The organism is Paenibacillus sp. FSL F4-0125 (assembly GCF_038008565.1).
In the GTDB taxonomy this organism is placed as follows: Bacteria; Bacillota; Bacilli; order Paenibacillales; family Paenibacillaceae; genus Paenibacillus_AQ.
Genome location: NZ_JBBOZJ010000001.1, coordinates 5,254,907 through 5,278,597 on the forward strand (window position 1 = coordinate 5,254,907; position 23,691 = coordinate 5,278,597).

Sequence of the window (23,691 nt, forward strand, 5' to 3'; positions counted from 1 at the left end):
TCCCCAACTATTCCTGACTCTTAGTATACATATCGGTATCTGATGATTCTATTTCTTCCCTCTTGCTTGGCCTGATATAACGCCTTGTCGCTTAGCTTGTACAACTTATTTATCGAGATCTCTTGATCTGGCATGATCGTAATTACACCTATACTAACAGTGTACCCCTGGGGAATCTTATGAGTGGAAGCATTCATTACCGCCTCGCGAAGTGTCTCAGCTTTCTGGTCACAGCTTAGTTCATCTATTCCACAGAGTATGACTGCGAATTCCTCGCCCCCTAGTCTGCCAAACAAATCACCATTTCCGAGATGATCTTTAATCGTCGATGCGAATTCTTCCAGAACAATATCACCCGTATCATGACCGTAAGTGTCGTTGACCTCTTTAAAATGATCCAAATCCAATAGCAAAAATGAGAAGTACTCCTGCTCTCGAAATGCCTTTTCAAGCTTTATCTCCGCTTCCTGAAGAAATGCTCCACGGTTTAGGATCCCCGTCAAATCATCGTAACTGGCTATTCTTTTTAGTTTGACATAAGAATGCTCATTAGAGAGTAGAATAAAACCGGCCGCCCCCACAATAAATAACAAATACATTCCCAGATAATACAAATACTGCGTAAGATTTGTTGAGAACACATTCATCTCAGGCTCCCAAATCAGTGCAACAAATGCCCGCATTAGCATAATCACTGCAATTACATAAAATAATACACCCAATATTTTTTGAAGAGGGGTAGCCTTTTTATTTACAGTTAGATGATAAGCCGGATAGATTACAAACAGTATAGACCAAAGTGATGTACAGGCGATGCGCAGGTTGGAATGATTAAAAAATAATGCGATGATACTAAAACTGATTGCACTCCATACCGAAAGGATGATGTAATATCGCTTTATTCTTGGTCCCAGTACTCCCATCATCAGCAGTAAGGCTGTAATTTCTAGACAGCACCCACCGAGAATCAGAGCATTACTAAGTGGAATGGACAACGTATGAGGGAGGTAATCCCACAGTAATATCGAACACCAAAAGAGCAGCTGTACCCCTTTTGATCGGATGAACAATGTCGAGGCGGTATCTTTAACAGCGGTACTTCGATAATTGGTTATTAGCAGCAACATAAATAAGTTACCAAAAATAAACAAATAAATTAGTGTTCTAATTTCAATCAGGGAGCTCATACGCCACCACCTATGTGAAAATATCCCCACAACTTGAGTCTTTGCTTCTATGCGTACTCAGGTACTTTGTGGGAGCCCCAAATATACGTTAAAAAATCGATCCTCTTCTGACAGCACTATAGCACTTTATAACTATATCAGTAAATACGTTAACAATACCAAAAAACACTTCCCCCTAAGCTCCCTTCAGATAAACAAATAGATGATCTGAAGGAAATTTGGGGGAAGTGCTATTGAAGAGAGTATTTGAATATCCTCGTATTAGCTACGATCTGTAATATTAATGCTTCTTCAAACCGTCTGCCAGTGCGTATCCGACCTTCCAGATATCGCCTGCACCCATCGTAATCACCAGATCACCTGGAGCAATACGAGGTGTCAGATCAGCAAGAACATCTTCTTTGGTTGGTAGATGTCTTGCACCTGCATTACTGTTCTTAACGATAAGCTCAACCAGCTTCGCAGAAGTAACACCCTCGATCTGTTTCTCTCCAGCCGGAGAGTAAATATCGGTGATGATGACTTCGTCAGCTTCACTAAAGGCACGGCTGAAAGCATCTAACAGAAAGAATGTACGTGTATAACGTTGAGGCTGGAATACCGCAATAATCCGTTTTCCTGTAGCCTTGGCAGCACTGATTGTTGCTTGAATTTCGGTAGGGTGATGCGCATAATCATCAATGACCAGAATGTCATCGACTTCTCCGAGCACTTGAAAACGGCGCTTCGCACCATGGAATTTCACAATCGCTTCAGCGATTTTCTCAAAAGAGATTCCTGATTTCAAACAAGCAATTACCGCTGCCATTGAATTATAAAGATTGTACTGTCCGGGAACTGAGAGTTCAATCCGTCCAAGCACTTCCCCATTATGATTCATCGTGTAAGACACCTGACGATCACCTAGAACGATATCAGTGGCGATATAATCCGCAGTATTCGACTTGATGCCATAAGTAATTACCTTACCTGTTACTTCAGGTAAAAGAGAAATCACATTCTCGTCATCAGCGCATACTATAGCCGTTCCATCTTCGCGCGTTTGATTCATAAACTGCACATATGCAGCCTTAAGACGGTTAAAGTCCCCATCGTAATTTTCCAAGTGATCTGCTTCTACATTCGTAACAATCCCAAGCCAAGGATGATAGTGCAGGAAAGAACCATCACTCTCATCTGCTTCCGCTACTACAAACTCACCTTGTCCTGCCTTTGCATTCGTACCCACGTTCATAATCTCTCCGCCAATAATGTACGTTGGATCAACGTCACATTCTTCCATCACGAGTGCGATCATGGAGGAGGTGGTAGTTTTTCCGTGTGCTCCAGCAACGGCTACCCCTTTACGTTCATTCAATAAACGGGCTAACATTTGTGAACGATGTAGAATTGGAATCTTAAGACGTTCAGCTTCCACCCATTCCACATTATCACTAGACAAAGCCGTAGAGTATACGACTAGATCCGCACCTTTTACTTGTTCCGCAGTATGCCCGATATAAATCTTGGCACCTTTGGCAATCAATTTATCCGTTAATTCTTGGGCAGCCACATCGGAGCCCGTAACTGTATATCCCATTTCCAGCATTACCCGGGCAATCGCGCTCATTCCGTAGCCGCCGATCCCTATAAAATGCACACGTTCAGTAGTATCCAACAGTCGTCACCAGCCTTTTTCAGTATCGGGTTGCTGCAAAAGTGTACCGCGTACGTCAGAGATTAAATACAGCGTACCAGATACGACGGCAAGGTCATCCTCCGCTGTAATCGACTTCAGTAGCTGCAGCGCTTTTCCCCAATTATGTTCTACTATGATTGCCAAGTTTTCCTTGGCATATTTCTCCCGCAGACTTTCTGCAATAACTTGCAGATTCTCCGCGTCCATTTTGTTCTGGAAATCCGGTTCGGTCAGGATGAGCGTATCCACTATAGGCAGTATATGCTTAAAGTAGGATTCATGATGCTTATTTGACAGCATTCCCATAAGTAAATTTAATTTACCGTATTGATAGAGCTGAGGCAGACTTTTTGCAAGACTCTCCGCACCTTCCGGATTATGTGCTCCGTCCAGTACAATCCTAGGAGACTTGCTTACCTCTTCCAGCCTTCCAGCCCAGAATGCGTGGCGCAAACCTTCAAGAACATCTTCATCCTCAAGCATAAAAGCCATATACTGGCGCAGAACTTCAAGTACCATCATGGCAGCCGCCGCATTGCTAATCTGGTGCTCGCCTTTCATCTCAATCCCAAGCTCAAGCGAACGGAAGGGACCCTTAAAGTGAAAAGTCTGGGCACCCTCACGGATTCCACTAGCTTCATAACTAAAATCTTCTCCTGCAAGATAAAGAGTTGAGCGGCAAGCCGCTGCTTTCTCTTTCAGAACCGCCACAACCTCCGGCTGAGTTACGCAGCTAACAGCAGGTACGCCTGTCTTGATAATTCCGGCTTTCTCCATCGCTATCTTCTCTAGCGTATCTCCCAAAATATCCATGTGATCATGACCAACATTAGTAATCACAGAAACAATCGGAGTCACGATATTCGTTACATCCAGCCTTCCCCCAAGCCCGGTCTCCCATACGACAACATCAGGACAAGAGACGCCCGCAAAAAATAGAATGGCCACAGCTGTAGTTACCTCGAACATCGTAGGTGAGCCAAACTCCGTTTCCGAAATTTCTTGGACTAGCGGACGTAATTGGTTAACCAGCTCGACAAGCGTTTCTTCAGCGATGTCCGTATTATTGTATTGGAACCTGTTTGTGAACTTAGTAATATACGGAGACGTAAAGGTTCCTGCAGAATAGCCGCTTTGTATAAGTGCACTAGTTAAGAAAGCACAAGTTGAGCCTTTGCCGTTCGTTCCCGCCACATGAATAAATTTCAACCGACGATGCGGATTTCCCAGCTTGTCCATCAACATCTCAATTCTATCTAAACCTGGCCGGATTCCAAAAGGAATTAGGCTCTTGATCCAATCAACCGCTTCGGTGTATGTCGCAAGAGGGGCGGTATTTCCGCCCCGATTTAGGTCATCCATGTCTCTTATCCTCTCAGCTCTGCGATGCGGGCAAGTACTTTCTCACGTTTAGCAGAATAATCTGCCTGCTTCGCCCGTTCCTCTTCGATAACTTTAGCAGGAGCTTTAGCTACGAAGCCTTGATTGCTCAACTTTTTCTCTACGCGTTCTACTTCGCTGTTCAGCGTCTGTACTTCTTTTTCCAGACGAGCGATTTCTTGTTCAATGTCAATGAGGCCCGACAATGGCAGAAGCAGCTCTGCTCCTGTTACTACAGCGGACATTACCTTATCCGGCGTTTGCGGATTCAGGCCAGCTTCGAAAGAAGACGTATTACAGAAGCGTCCAATGTAGTTGTCGTTACGGGTGATAATACTCAGCGTCTCTTCATTACCCGCTTTGATGATCAACTCAACCTTTTTGCTCATCGGTACATTCACTTCCGCACGGATATTACGAACCGCCCGGATTACATCCATCAACAGGTTCATTTCTGCTACCGCTTGTGGGTTCTCCAGAGCAGCATCATACTCCGGCCATGCAGCAAGGGTAATCGTCTCTCCTTCATGCGGCAAGTGCTGCCAGATTTCTTCCGAAATAAACGGCATGAACGGATGAATCAGGCGCATTGTGCGGTCTAATACATAAGCAAGTACAGACTGTGTCTTAGCTTTGGCAGCGGCATCTGATCCGTAAAGCGACAGCTTCGCGAACTCAATATACCAGTCACAGAGATCGTCCCAAATGAAGTTGTACAGCTGGCGACCGGTCTCACCGAACTCGTACGAGTCAATTAGACGCGTAATTTCGCGAGAAGTTTCGTTCAGACGGTGCAGAATCCAACGATCAGCAGTACTTAGCTCACCAGAAATATCAATATTCTCAAAGCTTACGCCTTCCAAATTCATAAGCGCGAAGCGTGATGCATTCCAGATCTTATTGGCGAAATTACGCGCCTGTTCAACCTTTTCCCAGCGGAAACGCAGATCCTGTCCGGCGGTACTTCCGGTAGAAATCATGTAGCGCATTGCATCTGCGCCATACTTCTCGATAACTTCAAGCGGATCTACGCCGTTTCCGAGAGATTTGGACATTTTTTGGCCTTCGGAATCCCGTACCAAACCGTGCATCAATACATCAGAGAACGGTTTTTCTCCGGTAAATTCGAGGGCTGAGAAGATCATCCGCGCTACCCAGAAATAAATAATATCGTAACCTGTTACGAGCACATCGTTCGGATAGTAGCGTTTGAAATCTGCGCTGTTCTCATCCGGCCATCCTAGTGTCGCAAAAGGCCACAGATTAGAGCTGAACCAAGTATCCAATACATCCTCGTCCTGTTTCAGATCGGTTAGACCGCTGATCCGGCGCGCTTCTTCCTCGTCATTTGCCACAACCAGTTCACCAGTAGACTCGGAATACCATGCTGGAATTCGATGTCCCCACCACAGCTGACGGGAAATACACCAATCGCGAACGTTCTCGATCCAATTCAGGTAAGTTCTCTCGAAACGGTCCGGTACAAAGTTAACCCCGTTCCCATCCTTCTGTGCGTTTATGGCAGCTTCAGCCAGTGGCTGCATCTTCACGAACCATTGTGTGGACAAGTAGGGTTCAACAACGGCTCCAGAGCGTTCACTGTGTCCTACTTGATGCACATGATCTTCGATATTGATCAGCACACCTTGCTCCTTCAGGTCAGCAGTAATGGCCTTACGACATACACTCCGGTCTTGACCTTGATATGGTCCTGCTTCTTCATTCATCGTACCGCTCTCATCCATTACGTTAATCTGCGGTAAGTTGTGACGTTGCCCCATCTCGAAGTCATTCGGGTCATGAGCTGGTGTAATCTTAACCGCACCACTACCAAACTCTTTGTCTACATAATCATCAGCGATAATCGGAATCTCACGGCCAATAATCGGCAGGATCAACGTTTTGCCGATCAGATCTTTATAACGATCGTCTTCCGGATGAACAGCAACCGCCGTATCGCCCAGCATCGTCTCCGGACGTGTAGTCGCTACTGTAATAAATCCACTACCGTCTTTGAGCGGGTAACGCAGGTGATACAAGTGACCGTTAACTTCTTTATATTCAACCTCGATATCCGACAATGCTGTGCGAGCCGCCGGGTCCCAGTTGATGATACGTTTCCCACGGTAGATCAAGCCTTTATTGTAAAGCTTAACGAATACCTCACGTACAGCCTTCGACAACCCTTCATCCAAGGTAAACCGTTCGCGGGAATAGTCAAGGGAAAGCCCCATCTTAGCCCACTGCTCATGAATGGTGTTCGCATATTTATCTTTCCAATCCCATACCTGCTCCAGGAACTTCTCGCGTCCGAGATCATGTCTTGAGATTCCTTGCTCACGCAGCTTTTGCTCTACCTTTGTTTGCGTTGCGATACCGGCATGGTCCGTACCCGGTAGCCAAAGCGTGTCGAAGCCCTGCATCCGTTTCGTACGAATCAAGATGTCCTGAAGCGTAAAATCAAGCGCATGGCCAATGTGCAGCATTCCCGTTACGTTTGGTGGCGGGATTACAATGCTATATGCTTTTGCATCTGGACGTCCGCCTGCACGGAAATATCCACCCTCTGTCCAGTAGGAATACCACTTGGTTTCTGCCGATTTCGGATCATACGTTGTTGGCATTTCATTCTTAGTGTCGTTTGCAGCGGCAGCATCTGCCGCTGTATCTTGCAGGTCCGGCAACTCTGCCGCTGTTAGATTGTTTTGGTCAGCCATTCTCTGATACCTCCACTTGGTTACTTGTAGTTTCTTGTAAAAATATAAGAACGATATACAGAGTGAAACTTATACATTCTTATATTTAAAAAACAAAAAGACCCCTCGTCTCAAAGGACGAAAGGCCATTCTTTCGCGGTACCACCTTTGTTTCGCGCCAATGAAAAATAAACCTACACTTCTCTCACCTTACGGTTCAGAAGCTTAGCGCGACACTCGTACAGATAACGGCTGCTACCGGCCACATCCTAACTTATCTCTCATGCCTATGAAGACAAGCTCAGAAGGGCGACTCCGGGGCGACTTCGGTGGCTGTATCCTACGGAATGTCACAGCACTTGCATTCCGCTCTCTGAAGGGCTGACCGCCTACTCTTCCCGTTCCCAGTCTTTACTTAGATATTGCTTACTCCATAATACATTTTGAGTCATCCCTAGTCAACCTGAATAGGCTTCTACAGCGGGACTATAAGCGGAATTTCGACTTATACTTTCTTATATATGACAAAGGGGCTCTCCAAAAAGTGCGAATGCCACTTATTGAGCAGCTGCTCTTTTTAAGTAATTAGGGAAAAACCCCCTGATTATAGCCGATAATTGCTTTAAATGAATAGGATTAGGGATTTTCTCCCTAAAAAAAGAGGTAATATCTTATTCGTAGGGAAATCAGCTGATTTTCAGGGAGAAATTCCTTAATTATCAGTCTATTGAGCAATTATATCTGAATTATAGGGAGGTTTTCCCTAATTGTTGTCGTCGCGAACCGTTTGCCGAGAATATGATGCTTAAGGTCGTTTAGGTGGGTGGGCACAATTCAAAGAGGTCAGATTCAAGGACAAGTATAAGCTCCTGAATCTGACCCCTTTTTTTTGATTTTTTAGAGAAGAAGAAGCCGTCTATCAGTAAAAAATCTACTGTTGGGACAGCCGCTTTATCTAATCATGTGAGTACGCATTGTAACTCAACTACGGAATGTACAACACTTGCCCTTCTTCTACACTCTGCCCAGACAATCGATTATACATTCCCAGCTCCCGTGCACTTAGCTGATACTTCTCTGCGATCGTATCTAGTGTTTCTTCACGCTGCACGATGCAAAGTCGAACCTTCCGGAACAAGTTAGCGCCATCTGCTCCGGTAATGAATCTGCTCTTCCACTCTGTATTATTTCCCGCTTCTGGAATGATCGCTGCAGCCGATACAGTTCCTTCGGACTGAAGAGCTTCCTGTTCTTTACGAGAACGGCTAGAGCTGAGTAATGAAGAGAAGGTGAGATGTTCTTTCGCTGGAACCTCTGCTTCTTTCTTACTACCTAGCGCAATCTTAAGGTCTTGCTTCTCCTCTGGTTGTGGCACCGTCTCTTGAGAAACAAAGACTTCGTTCGAATTCTCACTGATCGGCTGAGCATTCTCTTCTTGTGCGTGAAGCTCATGGTTTGCCTCTGAAGCGAATACAGCAATGTCCTGCTCTGCCTCAACAGTGGCTGCTGGGACAGCTTTTTCTCTGGAAGCAAAGGTATATTCCGCTTCTTGCTCCTGATCCGCTTCACTCACTTGGCTAACTTGATTCAGCTGTGTAGCCTCAGCTTCCTCATTTTGTGACTCAGCTTTAAACCAGTAATCCGCTATACCTGCTTTGGAATCCTCAGTTTGCGAATCCAGACTATGCGTCCGGGCTTTCGCGCCCTTGTCCTTCTCATGAGCGGATGAGAAATTAACTATAGGGGACGATTGACCCACTCCGCTTGAGACCAGCGGGGCCTCTGTTGCTTCAGCATTCGCTTCTGCATGCTCATGTTCTTCTACAGCAACCTCCGCTGCATCCTCACCAAAGGTCCACTGTGAATTTTCATAAAGCGCATCAGTTTCGTGTTCTTGGTTCTCTGCAGATGCTTCGATTACCCTGTCATCACTGAGAGGGGAATAAGCCACTGTGTACTCTTCCTGCTGCCAGGTCGGTTGTGGTTGAGGCTCCGTACCACCGATTCCCCGCAGGGATAATACGCCTGTTATATTCACAGTACGCATCGTGAGCAGATCAATATCAAAATTCTCGATCTCCACCCCAATATCTTCAATCGAGCTGACGCGTGTAAGCGGAACAGTGATTTCAACGGGAATGGCGTGCTCCAGACGCTGTGTTCGGTCATCTTCGCTCCGGTAGAGTCCGGTAAGCAACAGCTGACCATATAACTCGGCACGATCCTCCCGCTGAATCACCTGGATTTCCGGAAGTAGTTCAACCTCCTCCAGCTCAGCTATTCCCGGAAGCTCTTCCGATAGGTGAATGCGTTCATAAATATCAAACCGCAAGCCGTGGGACTGATCAAACACGGGATATGTCCTCCTTCTTGGCATAATCTTACCCTGAGACAGGCCCAGAGCATAAGCCCAAAATGTTACTCCCCACATGTATATGCTTCAAACAGAAAGGCATGACAACTTTGGCGCACTAACCGGACAGGGTGCTAATTAATTTCATAAATTCAGAGGCTAATCGAACTCTCCTTGTACAGACATACCCTGCTCCGCATGAACAAAGTATTATATGCTTCGTTTGCTAATAGGACATAGATAGATGTTTCTTTCTGAAAAAAATTAGAAATTTATTTACTCTGCGAAAAATAAATCAAAAAAGCCGTAAAACCAGCTTTTGCTGATTTTACGGCTCTTAGGTATACGTATCGTTAAGGTGCTTCAGCCAGCAGCTCCCGCAGCTGCAGCATATCCTCCGGCCACGGATCACTCACCTCAAGCTGTTCTCCGCTCCAAGGGTGGCGAAAGGTCAACGATTCACCATGTAGCGCATGACGGCCGGCTGCGCTTGAAGCCCAGACCGGACCGCCATATAGCGCATCCCCATACAAGGGATGACCCATATGGCTGAGATGGACGCGAATCTGATGCGTCCGTCCGGTCTCCAGCTGCACATGCACCAGGCTCCCGCCATGCAGTGCCTCGCGTCCAATGATTCGAGTCACGGCGGATTGTCCGCCGGGTGAGACTCTTCTCCGCGCCGCATGATGGCGATCGCGCCCAATCGGCGCGTCGATCACTTTAAGCGCAGGCGGCACTATGCCTTCGACGATCGCGGCGTAAAGCCGCGAGATGCTTTTGTCGCGCATATTCTCGTCTAAGACAAGCTGTGCGAACTCATTCTTCGCATACATCACCGGGCCTGTTGTATCCTTGTCCAGCCGGTGAATATGGCGCACAGCCACACCTTCTCCGGAAGCTATATAATGCGCAGCTACAAGGTGATCCAGCGTTACACCTAAGCCACTGCCGTCTGGATGAACCGCCATCCCTGCCGGCTTGTGGGCGACCAAGCAAAAATCATCCTCATACAGCACCTCAAGCTCTTCCCATACCGGTTTAATACCCGCTTCACGATGAGGGAAAAGCGCCAACCGAAGTCGGTCTCCCTTCCACTGAATGCCTCCCTCACGGCGCAGACGCAGATGAAGCTTCTCAGGCATCCCTACAGTTTCTAGCAGCCACTTGTCAATCGCAGCTTCAGAGTCCTCGGTTCCAGTAATGATTTTGCCGGGTGTGACTTCCAGCCATTCTCCACGTCTAGTCCAAGCTCCACCACCGGTTCGTTCTCCGGCTCCGTTACTCAAAGGGCTTTCAGGGCGTTATAATGGCCCTCAATGGTATCATCAATATCCTGCTCACTATGCGCAGCCGATACGAACATGCCTTCAAACTGTGAAGGCGGCACGCTAATGCCTTGGCTCAACATATGACCAAAATAACGACGGAATAGGTCTGTGTCGCTAGTCTTGGCCGTCTCAAAATTGGTAACAGGTCCTTCCGTGAAGAAAGGGCAGACCATCGAGCCCACGCGGTTAATGGTCAGCGGAATGCCAGTCTCGATGGAATTCTTTTTCAAGCCTGCTTCCAATCGTGCTCCTAATTGCTCCAACCGATCATAAACTTCAGGTGTTAACAGCTTCAACGTAGTATATCCTGCTGCCATCGCTAATGGATTACCACTAAGTGTGCCCGCCTGATAAATCGGTCCCGTAGGAGCGATTTGCTCCATAATCTCTCTTTTGCCGCCATAAGCGCCTACTGGAAGTCCTCCACCGATGACTTTGCCGAAGCAAGTGATATCCGGAGTAATGTTGAACAATCCTTGAGCACAGCCACGGTTGACACGGAAGCCTGTCATTACTTCATCAAAAATAAGCAAAGATCCATGGTCTGAGGTTAACTTGCGAAGTCCTTCCAGGAATCCTGGAAGTGGTGGTACAACACCCATGTTCCCGGCAATCGGCTCCACAATTACTGCGGCAATCTCACTGCCAAAGCGTTCAAAAGCAACCTGAGTGGACTCCAAATCATTGTATGGAACTGTGATGGTATTTACTGCCACACCTTCAGGAACGCCCGGGCTATCCGGCAAACCTAATGTGGCTACACCGGAACCTGCTTTAATAAGTAAGCTATCCGCGTGACCGTGATAGGAGCCTTCGAACTTCAAGATTTTGCTGCGTCCGGTATAACCACGTGCCAAACGAATCGCGCTCATCGTTGCTTCCGTTCCGGAGTTAACCATACGTACGATATCTACAGAGGCCACACGTTCAACAACGGTTTTTGCCATCTCTGTTTCGAGTAAAGTTGGTGCGCCAAAGCTTGTCCCTTTTACTGCCGTCTCCTGCAATGCCTTTACAACCTCAGGATGCGCATGACCCATAATCAGCGGTCCCCATGAGCATACATAGTCGATAAAGCTGTTGCCGTCGATATCATAAATACGCGAGCCGACCCCATGATCCACATAAATTGGAGTCAAACCTACGGATTTGAACGCCCGTACAGGGCTGTTCACCCCACCGGGAATATATTGTTTTGCTTCATCAAAAGCCTTACGGGACGCTTCCTCTTTACGCGCCATTGGCACATTACTCATCTATCTTCACTCCTGTTCTGTTCTGAGTCTGTCTCACAAGTATATAGCAGCTGCTTAGGCAGCGATATCAGTGTGATCGAGATTAACCACGCAGCCAGCGGGCTGCATCTTTTGCAAAATAAGTAATAATAATGTCCGCTCCGGCGCGCTTCATTCCAGTCAGCATTTCCAGCACAACGGCTTGCTCATCGATCCAGCCTTGCAGCGCCGCTGCTTTTACCATGGAATATTCGCCACTCACATTATAAGCCACAAGAGGTAAATCAAATTGATCGCGGATCGTACGAATCACGTCCAAGTAAGCCAGAGCTGGCTTCACCATTAACATATCTGCACCTTCCAGCACATCGGATTCTGCTTCACGGAGCGCTTCGCGCAGATTAGCAGGGTCCATTTGATACGTTTTGCGATTCCCGAACTGAGGTGCCGAATCCGCAGCTTCGCGGAAAGGGCCATAAAATGCCGAAGCATATTTAACCGAATACGACATAATCGGCACATGCTCAAAGCCATTCTCATCCAGTCCCGCACGAATCGCGTGTACGAATCCATCCATCATATTCGAAGGGGCAATAATATCTGCTCCAGCTTTAGCTTGGGACACCGCAGTACGAGTTAACAGCTCTAACGAAGCATCGTTGATGACATCACCGTGTACAACGCCGTTCACCGTATGCGTATGCACCATCCCGCAATGTCCGTGATCCGTAAATTCACAAAGGCAGGTATCTGCAACGACCAGCAGCTCAGGGTACCACTGCTTGATCAAGCGAGTAGCCTCTTGCACAATTCCATCCTCTGCGAAACCGGAAGAACCGATAGCATCCTTCGTTTCAGGAATCCCGAATAACAGCACAGCCGGAATGCCCAGTGCGGCAATCTCGTCCACTTCTGCTTTTAAAGTATCCAGTGAAAAATGGTACACGCCCGGCATCGAGCTAATCTCATTCTTCACACCTGTTCCATAAGTCACAAATATAGGCTGTACAAAATCCAGCACATTCAGTACGGTCTCCCGCACCATACCGCGAATTCCAGCAGATCCGCGTAGACGGCGGTGACGTGTTATTGGAAAGCTCATTTGTTCATCCTCCTGAAAATAAAATATATAACTAAACCCTCGATCGTTGACTAGCTGCGGCATAGTTGTAGTTTGTGCAGTTATTTTGAAGTTTTATCGTAACTGTAAGTTTTAGTTGCACTCTCTACAGTTATTTATTACAAAAGAGCGAAAACCCCTGTTTTAGCGCATATTTAATTGCACATATTACAACTAAAATGGATTTTCGCTAAAATTCAGGGAATTTAAGTGTATAAAGTGCAACTAAACCTCAATCTGACCTCATGCTAACAGACCTCATACCAGTCTAGTAACCAGATTAAAAGCTATATTTCCACTAGGTTGCATATTAATCCAAGTACCCAATATCTAACATATCAATTAGAGCTACGTGAACTTTATACGTACATAGACTTACTCACCCATTCACGCCAGTTAGTTTACAACTCAGCCGTCCATCATACTCTGAGCTTTAACAGTAACTACGTTCGGAGGCCAAGCTCATGCTACTTAAGTTACTTACAATAGCGGTGTGAGACTTCCTAGATAGATACAACTTCAGGCGATGTTATAAAGCCGATGTTCGATTGGCGTCCATTCAAGCTTTTTGAAGTTGAGTCTCTGCATTCCAGCGACAGAGCTCCTGCACCAGAGCATTAATAGTAGCTTCTTCAGGAAGTAGTCCCGGAGTAAGACCCGCCTCCACGGCTGTCTGCTCGGTTAATGGACCAATACAGGCTATTTTCACATTAGCTAGCAGTGGGAGTGGATCCTCCAGCCCCATTCGCTTCAAAATGTGGATGAAATTGCGCACCGTCGAAGAGCTGGTAAAGGTTACTGCGTGAACACGCCCCTCCTCCAGCAGCTTCAACAGCTCGTCATCATCCTCGCCAGTCACAACCGTCTCATAGGTATCGACGTCTGTCACTTGAAGGCCAAGCTCTCTCAGCTTGTCCGGCAGCCATTCGCGCGCCAGATCACCGCGCGGCAACAGCACGTTCTGCCCCGGCAGCAGCCGAGGGCCGAACGTCTCAATCAGACCTTCCGCCTGAAACTTCGCCGGAAGCTCTTCAGCAATCACCCCGCGCTGCGCCAGCGCGGCGGCAGTGCCCGGCCCCACCGCTGCAATCCTTGCGCGGTGAAGCCCTCGAATGTCCGCCCCCTGCTCCGCCAAGTGGCGCCAAAAAAACTCCACGCCGTTCGGGCTAGTGAAGAATACCCAGTCGTACGATTCCAGCGCGCCAAACGCCGCTGCAATCTTCTCCTTCTTCTCTGCCCCTTCCGGCATGATCGTCTCGATCACCGGGAACTCGTAGGGTTCCCCGCCGAGTTCCTCAATCATATCCACGAGCTCGCTTGCTTGGCTGCGAGCCCGTGTCACTACGATGCGTTTGCCGAATAACGGCATCGCCTCAACCCACTTGAGCTGCTCACGCTGCAGCACCACGTCGCCGACAACGATCACGGCTGGCGGCTGAAAATCCGCCGCCTTCACCTTCGCCTCAATATCGGCGAGGGTTCCCGTCAGTGTCTCCTGATCTGCGCGTGTGCCCCAGCGTACCAGCGCCACGGGTGTTTCTGGCGGACGCCCATGCTTGATTAGCTGGGCGCTGATATATCCTATTTTAGCTACGCCCATCAAGAATACTAACGTCCCTGTGGCGTTCGTTACTTTATCCCAATGAATGGAATGATCCAGTTTATCTGGACTCTCATGTCCGGTGATAATCGACAGGGAAGAAGCATGATCGCGGTGCGTGACAGGTATACCCGCATAAGCAGGTACGCTGATCGCCGACGTGATGCCCGGTACGATTTCGTAATAGATCCCATTTTTGCGCAGCAGCTCCGCTTCTTCACCTACGCGGCCAAAAATCGTAGGGTCCCCACCCTTAAGCCGCACCACTGTTTTCCCCTGCAAAGCCAAATCAACTAACAATTGATTAATCTCTTCCTGCTTCATCGTGTGGCGATCCGGCAGCTTGCCTACATAAATCTTCTCGCCGCCAGGCTTCATGCATTTCAGCAATCTAGGACTTGCCAGCCGATCGTACACCAGTACGTCGCTTTTTCGAATACACTCGAGGCCTTTTACAGTAATCAGTTTTGCGTCCCCGGGACCTGCACCTACCAAATAAACCTTCCCCGTCAATCCCCTCATCCCCTAACGTCTGACAGTATCTTCTCCGCTCCTCTTGCGATCAGCTTCTTAGCAACTTCTTCGCCGAGCTGTACCGGGTCTACCCCAGTGCAAGTTTCTTTCAAAATCGTTGAACCGTCAGGCGTTCCCACCATTCCGGTTAAGGAGATCACTTTGCGCTCCGCTGCAACAGCTTCGGAAGCTGTGTCAAGCACTGCATGAGCGCCAATCGGCACTTGGCAGCCTCCATTAAGCGCGCCAAGGAACGTGCGCTCCGCTGCCACCGTCAACGCTGTATCGGCGTCGTTATATAACGCCAACAGCTTCCGCAGGTCGGCGTCATCTTCGCGGCACTCTATGCCGAGTGCGCCCTGCCCTACAGCGGGCAGGCAAACTTCCGGCGGCAGGTAGGCGCTTACGCGGTCCTGCCAGCCCATACGCGACAGCCCCGCTACTGCCAGCAGGATCGCGTCGTACTCGCCGCTCTCCAGCTTGCGCAGCCGCGAGTCAATGTTGCCGCGCACGGGCTCAATGACCAGATCAGGCCGCAGCGCAGCTAGCTGGCTGGAGCGGCGTAGGCTGCTTGTGCCTACGCGTGCGCCGGGAGGCAGCTCGTCCAGCGAGACGCCTCCGTTAGAGATCAGTGCATCGCGCGGATCGACACGCTTCGGCACAGCGCCGTTGATCAGCCCCTCCGGTAACTCGGAGGGCATGTCCTTCATGCTGTGCACTGCCATGTCGATTTCTTTTTCAAGCATTGCTTGCTCGATTTCCTTCACGAACAGCCCTTTGCCGCCGACCTTGGACAAGGTGACATCAAGGATGCGGTCCCCTTTGGTAATAATCTTTTTCACCTCAAAAGTAAATCCAAACCCATGCTCCTCACTAAGTCGCTCCAGATCGGCAATTACATGCCCTGTTTGCGTCAACGCAAGCGCACTCTGTCTACTCCCCACAATAATCTTACGCATTGTTCATTCCTCCTGATAGCGTCTGCCTCTTACTCTTCACCGTAAAACATATATAGTACTTCCGTGGTTGTAGCTCAATTAAGGGGGATTTTTGTCCCTCTTTTCACTGATATGGCCGTTTTCTGCTAATTCAAGGGTATTTATACACCTCATTTAGCGTCTTCGGCGACTATAGCTCAATTCTGGGGTATTATTGTCCCTTTTTTTCGCTGATATGACCGTTTTCTGCTAATTCAGGGGCATTTATACACCTCATTTAGCATCTTCGGCGACTATAGCTCAATTGAGAGGTATTTTTGTCCCTCTTTTCGCTGTTTTGCTCATCTCTAATTAGTTTATCGGTACTTTTACCGCTATCTCAACTATCCCGACAGTAGCCTATTTTTCTCATATCATTAATCTAATCTAATTTTGTAATCTTCACAGTGTTCACGCGCACTTTTACTCCGCCCGATGACTAGCAATCCAAGCATCCATATCTTCCGCGCTCCACGCGATAAAGCTACCGTTTCTCATCTCGTTCAACACATCGATCGCCCCGAGCTTCCGCAAAAGCCTTCCGCGAACTTCAGCAGAAGATTCCCTTTCCTTAATCCGGGTTCGCATGGTATGTACAAAATCCAAATAAGGCTCATACGCCGCATCCAGCGCCTCTTCAAGCACACTTTTAATCTTCGCAGCCGCAAGCGGCCCAGCTCCTGAAGTAGATACAGCTACCGTCAAACGACCCCTCCGTATAGCTCCGGGCGTAATAAAGTTCCCCGCTTCCGCATGGCTAGCCACATTCACAGGAATGCCAATTCGCCTAGATTCCTGCGCAACCTCTTCATTAACCGTTCTATCATTAGTGGCTGCATATACGAGAAAGGCCCCACGGAGATCTCCGGGAGCATAAGCGCGGTCATGCCAGGTCATGAGACCCTTTTTTGTTAGAGCGACAAGTGTATCTGTCAAAGAGGGACTAATCACCTTAACCACCGCTCCAGCCTCTAGCAGCCCACTCACCTTCCGTTCAGCCACGACACCACCGCCAATAACCACAACCAGTTGCCCTTCACAATCCAGCATTATAGGTAAATACCGAGTCATGTCCTTCACTCCCCGCTCCAACCGTGAAAACCAGACAAAGAATTCAACAAAAAATTCAAGATAGTAAAAGCATATCCTAAAATCGCCCAGCGAGCCATACTTACTCCACTTTTCCGCCCGGATTTCTTAAAGATAATATAAAATATGTAAATCCCGAGGCCGATAAGCGTTGTTAATACTTTTAAATCCTTCAATAATAGTGTCCGGCCCTCAGATACAATAGATAAGCTAGCCATCACCAGAGAGATTGCCAGCAAAGGAGTCCCCACCAGAATAGCTGTGTAAGAGTATTTATCTGTAGTCTCTAAGTTCGGCAAACGACGAATTCGGTCACTCCATTGCTTGCTTTTGAGTCTGGTGTGCAGGAATAAATACAAAATTGCAAATACGGTCCCTAGTGTCAGTGCAGCAAAACTTAAGTTGGCCAAAATCACATGCATCGTCAGCCAGCCATACACCGCGCTCCAAGTCTCAAGCGTATGTCCCCCAGCCGTCAGCCACACCCGATTTAGGAGAAAAACACAGAATCCAGCCACACTAAGCAGCAGAATCGTAAACTCCCCACCACGCGTGAAAGCCACCGCAAGCGAAGTCAGAACAATACTAAATGCAAACCAGAACAAGAAATCATAAGGTGTAAAAATGGGCAGTCCCTTCTCCTGAGAGAAACGAATCCCGAGCCCCGCAGCTTGTAAAAGACCCACAACAACAAGAAGCCCCGTGCCTAACCGCTTCCCACTCGGGTTGCGATAAAGGCAATCCGAGAAAACAAACAGCAGGCTCAGGGCATATAGCAGCAGAGCGGCATCATATATTCCGTTCAGCAGTTGCATATCACTCACCTACCCAACAGGCCTGCCGGAGCAAGCACCGTCTTAGGCACAGAAAAATCGCCGCTACCGGCAGTTCGTTCTGCGGAACTAGACTGCTTAACCGGGGCGGAATCTCCGCCATCTGAATTGGATTCGAGCTGTTCCTGCAAGGCAAAGATTTTGGAGAAATAATCAAGCGCTTCATTCCCCTGCTTGCCGCCGGACATCTCTTTAATTACATTGATTGGATCATGCATCATTTGGTTCACAATGCTTTTGGTCAAACGACGAATCACCTTGCGCTGATGCTCGTCCAGCTCAGGCAGCTTATTGAACAGACTCTCCATCGTTTCCTCATGAATTGCATTCGACTTATCCTGAAGCGCCCGGATTACCGGTCTCACGCCAAGCGTCTTCAGCCACAGTTGGAATTCATCCATTTCCTCGCTGATCATCACTTCAATCTTCGCAGCTTCACTCCGGCGCATTTCCAGGTTACTCTCCACAATGCCCTCCAGATCGTCAATATCATACAAAAAAACATCTGGCACATTAGCCGCTGCAGGATCAATATCACGAGGTACAGCTATATCAATCATGAAAAGCGGCCGCGAAGGGCGACGCTTCATAGCATTCGCTACCTGATCTCCCGAGAGTACATACCCATCCGCTCCCGTTGAGCTGATCACGATATCTACCTCATTAAGTGTTTTTAGTGCATCTTCAATCGTGCTCGGCTTACCCGAGAACTTCTCTGCCAGCTCAATCGCACGCGATAGCGTACGGTTAGCGACAATCACTTCCGCCGCACCGCTACTATATAGATGCTTTACAGTCAGCTCGCTCATTTTGCCGGCACCGAGAATCAGCACCCTTTTACCAGTGAACATGCCAAAAATCCGCTTGCCCAGCTCCACTGCCGCATAACTGACAGATACTGCGCTTTCGCCGATTGACGTTTCACTATGTGCTCTTTTGCCCAGCGTCACCGCTTGTTTAAATAACCGATTGAACCAAGTTCCAGTTACACCCTCAGCCTGAGCCGTGAGAAAAGAACTCCGTACCTGTCCCAGGATCTGCGTCTCGCCAATCACCATGGAATCCAGGCCGCAGGTCACGCGGAATAAATGCGCAATCGCCTGCTCGTCTTCATATATATACATATGCTGTGCAAATTGCTCGTTCTTCACTCCAAACCACTGCTCCATAAAGCCGCGGAGGAAATAACCTCCCATATGGAGACGGTCCATGACCACATAAATTTCCGTACGGTTGCAGGTGGCTACTACGACCCCTTCCAGCACCCCCTTCGTCTTCATCAATTGATGAAGCGCTGCCGGAAGATCACTCTCCGCAAAAGCAAACTGTTCCCTAACCTCCACGGGAGCCGTACGATAATTCAGGCCAACGACGACGATGTGCATCGATAGTTCACCATCCTAGTCTCTATTCATTACTGTGTACAGTTATATTAAAGAATATTTTTACATAATATTCACTTTCACAACATCTCAAAACACTGTGTTAAGTATATCACACGAAAATACGACTTTTTACAGATTTTTTGAACGCTTTATGAAATCCAGATAATAATTATTATAAATAAAAAACCGCAGGTTCGCTACGGTTAGGATGGGTTATTTTGTGATTAATTATTATAATTTAACTTTTGTTGTCTGTGAGTATCTGAGATAATTTCACACATATGTTCAAAAATCAGAATATAAGGATATATTAAAGTTTCTACTCGAAAATCCCTACATGAATCCACACTGGGTAACCGAAAATTAGAGTAATCTTAAATCAAAAGTGTTCGTTTATTACTTTGAAACATCCCAAATCACTAAAAATACCGTTAATTTATCTTCAAAACACTTTCAACTTCACGTCTATAAGAAGCAGCTACATGTAATTTCTCAGGTATACTTCCTACTGCAATCATCATTATCATGGCTTCAGAATCATCAATTTTCGCTATTTCTCTAAGCATCTTATCTTGATATCCACCTATCGCTAAATTTAGCGCACAAGTCCCTGCACCTAATGAATGTAGCGCATAAATTAAAGACATTGCATACATACCACCATCTATAAAACACTGATTCCGTTCATTTGCTCCTTTAAAACATTCTAAGTTATTTGTAACAATGATAATTTTGCTTGCATTTTCACCAAAACCTGTATTTCCATTCTGATGCTTTAAAATCTCTAGCTTGATCTTTTCACTACTATAAACGTGTACTCTAGTAGTTTGTCTATTACAAACGGATGGGGTTTTTTGGGCAATATTAGTTGCTTCTTTTATTAGTTCCAAACTTAATTCCGTTGAATCAAAATTCCGAATGCTATATCTCGAAAATGCAAACTCCTTAAAATTCATTGAAGAAGAATTAATAATATCTGATTTAGTTATTTCTTTAGTACCACCAACATGAATATCTTTGTTATATCCAAAGTTCCCGCTTTCATAATACCTGATTTTTTCTAATAAATAATTATCATCTATCCCATTTTCTTTATTAAAAGAGTAATATGCATTTAAGCTATTAAGTGCAACTTGACATACATCACTCCATTCATATTTCCGCAGATAACTTTCTATAGATAATAATAATTCCGTAATGTTACCTTTCCCAAACCCTACCTTAATGTTTTTCAAAGAAAGTCCTTTTTCAATTTTATGATATAAAAAAATAATATCTGCTTCATGACTCTCTTTAGATATATTTTTTTGAAATGGTGCTGCATAACTTGAATATTTTTTATAATCGTAACTATAATTTTTTATTAATTTATATTTTTCTATCCAAGAAGGTATCCTTGCTTTTATATAAATTTCTTTTGAAAATTCATATAATGAATTAGGAACATATTTTTTCGCAACAGCAATAAGCATTCTCTACAACTCCTCTTTCTAAATGTCACCAACAATATAAGTAAAGAAATTCTTATGTTCATGAAGATGAAATAATAGATGTCATATAAACTATAAATACCATTCGACATTAAATGTAATATTTCTATTCTCTTACTAAACGCATTTTTTTTAGTATTTTCATTACTGGATATGTAATCAGATTCTTCTCATATTTATTCATCCCTAAAAACCACACTGAAGCGATAAATATTATCACATATACTGAACCATACAACAGAAACAATGAGATATTATATAAATCAATAAACAAAAAAATGATAAGACCACTAATTAAGGGAGGTATTAGAGAAATTGCAAGTCTTACTATCTGATGCCAAAATGATTTCATATTTAAGCCTACTCTATAATGATAGTACCAATTCATTATCAAGCCATTTCCAATAATCAAAGAAACTGCAGTTCCTAGTGCACTCCCAATACCACCATATAACTTGCTAAGAGGTATACTTAATATTACATTTAAAATTGCAATGAAAAGATATACCCAAGAACGAAATTTATGCATATTTTTTGCCCTTTGAATTTCGATTCCTAAATTTTGTATTAAAGGAATGGTCACAGGGACTATAAGCAACAGAACTATATAATATGCATCACTATATTCTTTTCCTGCCCACATATTAATAAATGGTTGACCAAAAAATATCAATCCCGAAACAATTAGTGATAACACCATAAACTGCACTCTTCCAACTTTAATAAATAATGTTGTTAGTTCTTTATTGTCGTTAGGATCTGTCGCTATCATTCTATTCACACGTGGTATAAATACATTGGATATAGAAGTTGATAGTGATAGATAATAAGTATTTAACTGTGCAGCTATGCCGTACACAGCTACGGCTACAGTTCCTTTAATCCTACCTAAAATAAATTTATCTACATTCCAATTGATTTGATCAATAATCATGTTCATAGCAATAAACGAAGAAAATACGGTCATCTCTTTCATTAATGAAAAATCAAACTTATGAAAGCTAAATTTTATATTCAATTTTTTGAAACAATAAATTCCATTAAAAATCTCTACAATAATGGAAAGGATCGTTGTAACGACTACCAGCCCTATAGATCTATATCCCATTAATAAGATTGGTAACATTATAAATGGACTTACTAGAACTTTAACCATCTGTATTGATTTTTGAAATACATAACTCTCATTAGCAGTGATATAGGAATTGAATATGCTCGTTAAAAATGATATTACGATATTAAATACCATTATAGAAACTAAGACTTTAGCTGTAGATATTTCATTTGAAGTAAGGTTTTCACCTAACAAATAATCAATATTAAAAACTAATGCAGCTCCTGCTATAGTAGAAATGAAAGATATAACAGAGAATATAATAAAAAACATGCCGTTTAATTTGGCAATATTATCTTGATCATTTATAACTTTATATCGCGAGTAAAATCTCATATATGCACTACCAAAGCCAAAACTTAAAAGTCCTAAATAACTCACAACCGAACCTACTAAATTGTAGAGACCATACTCACTTTGGCCGAGAAGCCGAAGCATGATGGGAGTATATATTATCGAAACAATATAACCAATACCCATTGATAGATATGAAATAATTGCCCCAGCTTTTAATTGATTAATCTTCATGAAGGATTATATCCTCTATATGTAGAGCTTTCCTTAAGTAATTAAGAGCTTTTTTACGTTCAAACTCTAATATTGAAGGAATATGTTGAAAATTAACATTAAAAATATCTACATTTTTGTTAATCCTCTCCCATTTTCTTGAAAGTAGTTTAAACGTTGAAAGTAGCATATCTATTCTGGAATTCATTGAAGGTATGTTTCCATTTCTATTAAAAACAATAAACGGCTTTTCAAGTAATATAGAGAATACAGCACCATGAAAAGAATCCGTTAAAAATACACTTGAAGAATTAATGTAATCTATAAATTCAGCAGGATCAGCAGAATATGTTTTCAGATCCTCTATATCAGCTAGATTAACTACTTCCAAATCATTCTCTAATGCAATTTTCTTTATTATTTTCTTAAGTTCTTTAGTTTTCACTCCTAGAAAATATGTTAATAGATATTTTTTCGAAGGTTTATTTTTTGCTTTTTTAGATAATGAGAGCCATTTTTCTTTCGATAGCATTAAAGTTGGATCTACAAGAACAACGGCGCTCCTTCCAGTCAAATCTTTAATAATTTGGGCTCCAGCTTCTTCCCTGACAGATAAACTTTCCATTTCCAATATCCATTTTCTATAATTTTCTACAAATTCATCCGAAATTGAAGATACTCCAAAACTAGGTGCATATGCTATTCTTTTTTCTTTTGGAGCAAATCTCAGAAAATCAATAGGTGATCCATATCTGTAATTCGGATTCCATACTTGATCACTACCAACAAGAAAATAATCATATTTGTTCAGCTGAGCATGGTTAAAGTCTGTATCTTTTAGTGTAAAATCGGTTTCAATGATATGTTCGTTTGTGAAATTTTCGAAAGCCTTGATTCTTTCATTACGACTTTTAATAACTTTTGTTTTATTCATTTCATACCAAAGTTTATTCTTTATATTCATCCATATTAAAGATAGTTCCCCGAAATTTTTATTACCTTTATTTTGATCTCCTATTTTTTGAACATTTACTATAGTATTAACTTGACATCCTAAGGATTTCATAACTTCCTGAGCAGCATAATTTTGAAGTCTATTTCCATAGTTTTGATAATCACAAATTGTAACTATACCTACGTTATTAGCCAAAATTTTATTCCCCCAAAGTCTATATTGTTCATACAATGCTTTTTGATATATTG

General features: G+C 44.7%; 16 protein-coding genes and 1 other annotated feature. All 16 genes read right to left on the bottom strand.

From position 1 onward, the window contains the following. Positions 1 to 20: 20 nt before the first annotated feature. Positions 21 to 1,187 carry a GGDEF domain-containing protein gene (locus tag NST74_RS23410; RefSeq protein WP_341114673.1) on the bottom strand — a complete coding sequence of 389 codons (1,167 nt, stop codon included), beginning with the start codon at positions 1,185 to 1,187 and terminating at the stop codon, positions 21 to 23. Positions 1,188 to 1,467: 280 nt separating this feature from the next. Then, positions 1,468 to 2,844 (bottom strand): UDP-N-acetylmuramate--L-alanine ligase, encoded by a 1,377-nt coding sequence (murC, locus tag NST74_RS23415; protein WP_076120430.1) that lies wholly within the window; start codon positions 2,842 to 2,844, stop codon positions 1,468 to 1,470. A gap of 6 nt (positions 2,845 to 2,850) precedes the next feature. Further along, positions 2,851 to 4,227 (bottom strand): bifunctional folylpolyglutamate synthase/dihydrofolate synthase, encoded by a 1,377-nt coding sequence (locus tag NST74_RS23420; RefSeq protein ID WP_341114675.1) that lies wholly within the window; start codon positions 4,225 to 4,227, stop codon positions 2,851 to 2,853. A gap of 5 nt (positions 4,228 to 4,232) precedes the next feature. Continuing rightward, the gene (locus NST74_RS23425; protein WP_042132415.1) at positions 4,233 to 6,869 is read right to left on the bottom strand and encodes a valine--tRNA ligase; all 2,637 of its coding nucleotides are present in this window, start codon (positions 6,867 to 6,869) and stop codon (positions 4,233 to 4,235) included. 203 nt (positions 6,870 to 7,072) lie between these two features. Further along, positions 7,073 to 7,356 (bottom strand) — a binding site (T-box leader). Positions 7,357 to 7,926: 570 nt separating this feature from the next. Next, complete coding sequence (locus NST74_RS23430; RefSeq protein ID WP_341114676.1) at positions 7,927 to 9,294, bottom strand: LysM peptidoglycan-binding domain-containing protein; 1,368 nt, start codon at positions 9,292 to 9,294, stop codon at positions 7,927 to 7,929. Between the two features lie 353 nt (positions 9,295 to 9,647). Beyond that, the gene (locus NST74_RS23435; RefSeq protein WP_341114677.1) at positions 9,648 to 10,583 is read right to left on the bottom strand and encodes an RluA family pseudouridine synthase; all 936 of its coding nucleotides are present in this window, start codon (positions 10,581 to 10,583) and stop codon (positions 9,648 to 9,650) included. After that, on the bottom strand, positions 10,580 to 11,881 hold the full coding sequence (gene hemL, locus NST74_RS23440; RefSeq protein ID WP_375103843.1) for a glutamate-1-semialdehyde 2,1-aminomutase: 1,302 nt from the start codon (positions 11,879 to 11,881) through the stop codon (positions 10,580 to 10,582). Before hemL ends, NST74_RS23435 begins: the two co-directional genes overlap by 4 nt. Positions 11,882 to 11,963: 82 nt before the next feature. Continuing rightward, entirely contained in the window at positions 11,964 to 12,962 is a 999-nt protein-coding gene (gene hemB, locus NST74_RS23445; RefSeq protein WP_042191201.1) for a porphobilinogen synthase, read from the bottom strand. Positions 12,963 to 13,539: 577 nt separating this feature from the next. Then, the gene (gene cobA, locus NST74_RS23450; protein ID WP_042130602.1) at positions 13,540 to 15,093 is read right to left on the bottom strand and encodes a uroporphyrinogen-III C-methyltransferase; all 1,554 of its coding nucleotides are present in this window, start codon (positions 15,091 to 15,093) and stop codon (positions 13,540 to 13,542) included. Between the two features lie 5 nt (positions 15,094 to 15,098). Further along, positions 15,099 to 16,052, bottom strand: coding sequence for a hydroxymethylbilane synthase (hemC, locus tag NST74_RS23455; RefSeq protein ID WP_339287804.1), 954 nt, complete (start codon positions 16,050 to 16,052; stop codon positions 15,099 to 15,101). Between the two features lie 441 nt (positions 16,053 to 16,493). Then, on the bottom strand, positions 16,494 to 17,141 hold the full coding sequence (locus NST74_RS23460) for a precorrin-2 dehydrogenase/sirohydrochlorin ferrochelatase family protein (protein WP_341114678.1): 648 nt from the start codon (positions 17,139 to 17,141) through the stop codon (positions 16,494 to 16,496). Between the two features lie 5 nt (positions 17,142 to 17,146). Further along, entirely contained in the window at positions 17,147 to 17,974 is an 828-nt protein-coding gene (ccsA, locus tag NST74_RS23465; RefSeq protein WP_339291451.1) for a cytochrome c biogenesis protein CcsA, read from the bottom strand. A gap of 5 nt (positions 17,975 to 17,979) precedes the next feature. Beyond that, complete coding sequence (gene hemA, locus NST74_RS23470; RefSeq protein ID WP_339287808.1) at positions 17,980 to 19,377, bottom strand: glutamyl-tRNA reductase; 1,398 nt, start codon at positions 19,375 to 19,377, stop codon at positions 17,980 to 17,982. Between the two features lie 431 nt (positions 19,378 to 19,808). Then, the gene (locus NST74_RS23475) at positions 19,809 to 20,849 is read right to left on the bottom strand and encodes a nitroreductase family protein (RefSeq protein ID WP_341114679.1); all 1,041 of its coding nucleotides are present in this window, start codon (positions 20,847 to 20,849) and stop codon (positions 19,809 to 19,811) included. A 124-nt stretch (positions 20,850 to 20,973) separates the two neighbouring features. Then, entirely contained in the window at positions 20,974 to 22,509 is a 1,536-nt protein-coding gene (locus tag NST74_RS23480; RefSeq protein WP_341114680.1) for an oligosaccharide flippase family protein, read from the bottom strand. Beyond that, complete coding sequence (locus tag NST74_RS23485) at positions 22,499 to 23,638, bottom strand: polysaccharide pyruvyl transferase family protein (RefSeq protein WP_341114683.1); 1,140 nt, start codon at positions 23,636 to 23,638, stop codon at positions 22,499 to 22,501. Before NST74_RS23485 ends, NST74_RS23480 begins: the two co-directional genes overlap by 11 nt. Positions 23,639 to 23,691 lie beyond the last annotated feature (53 nt).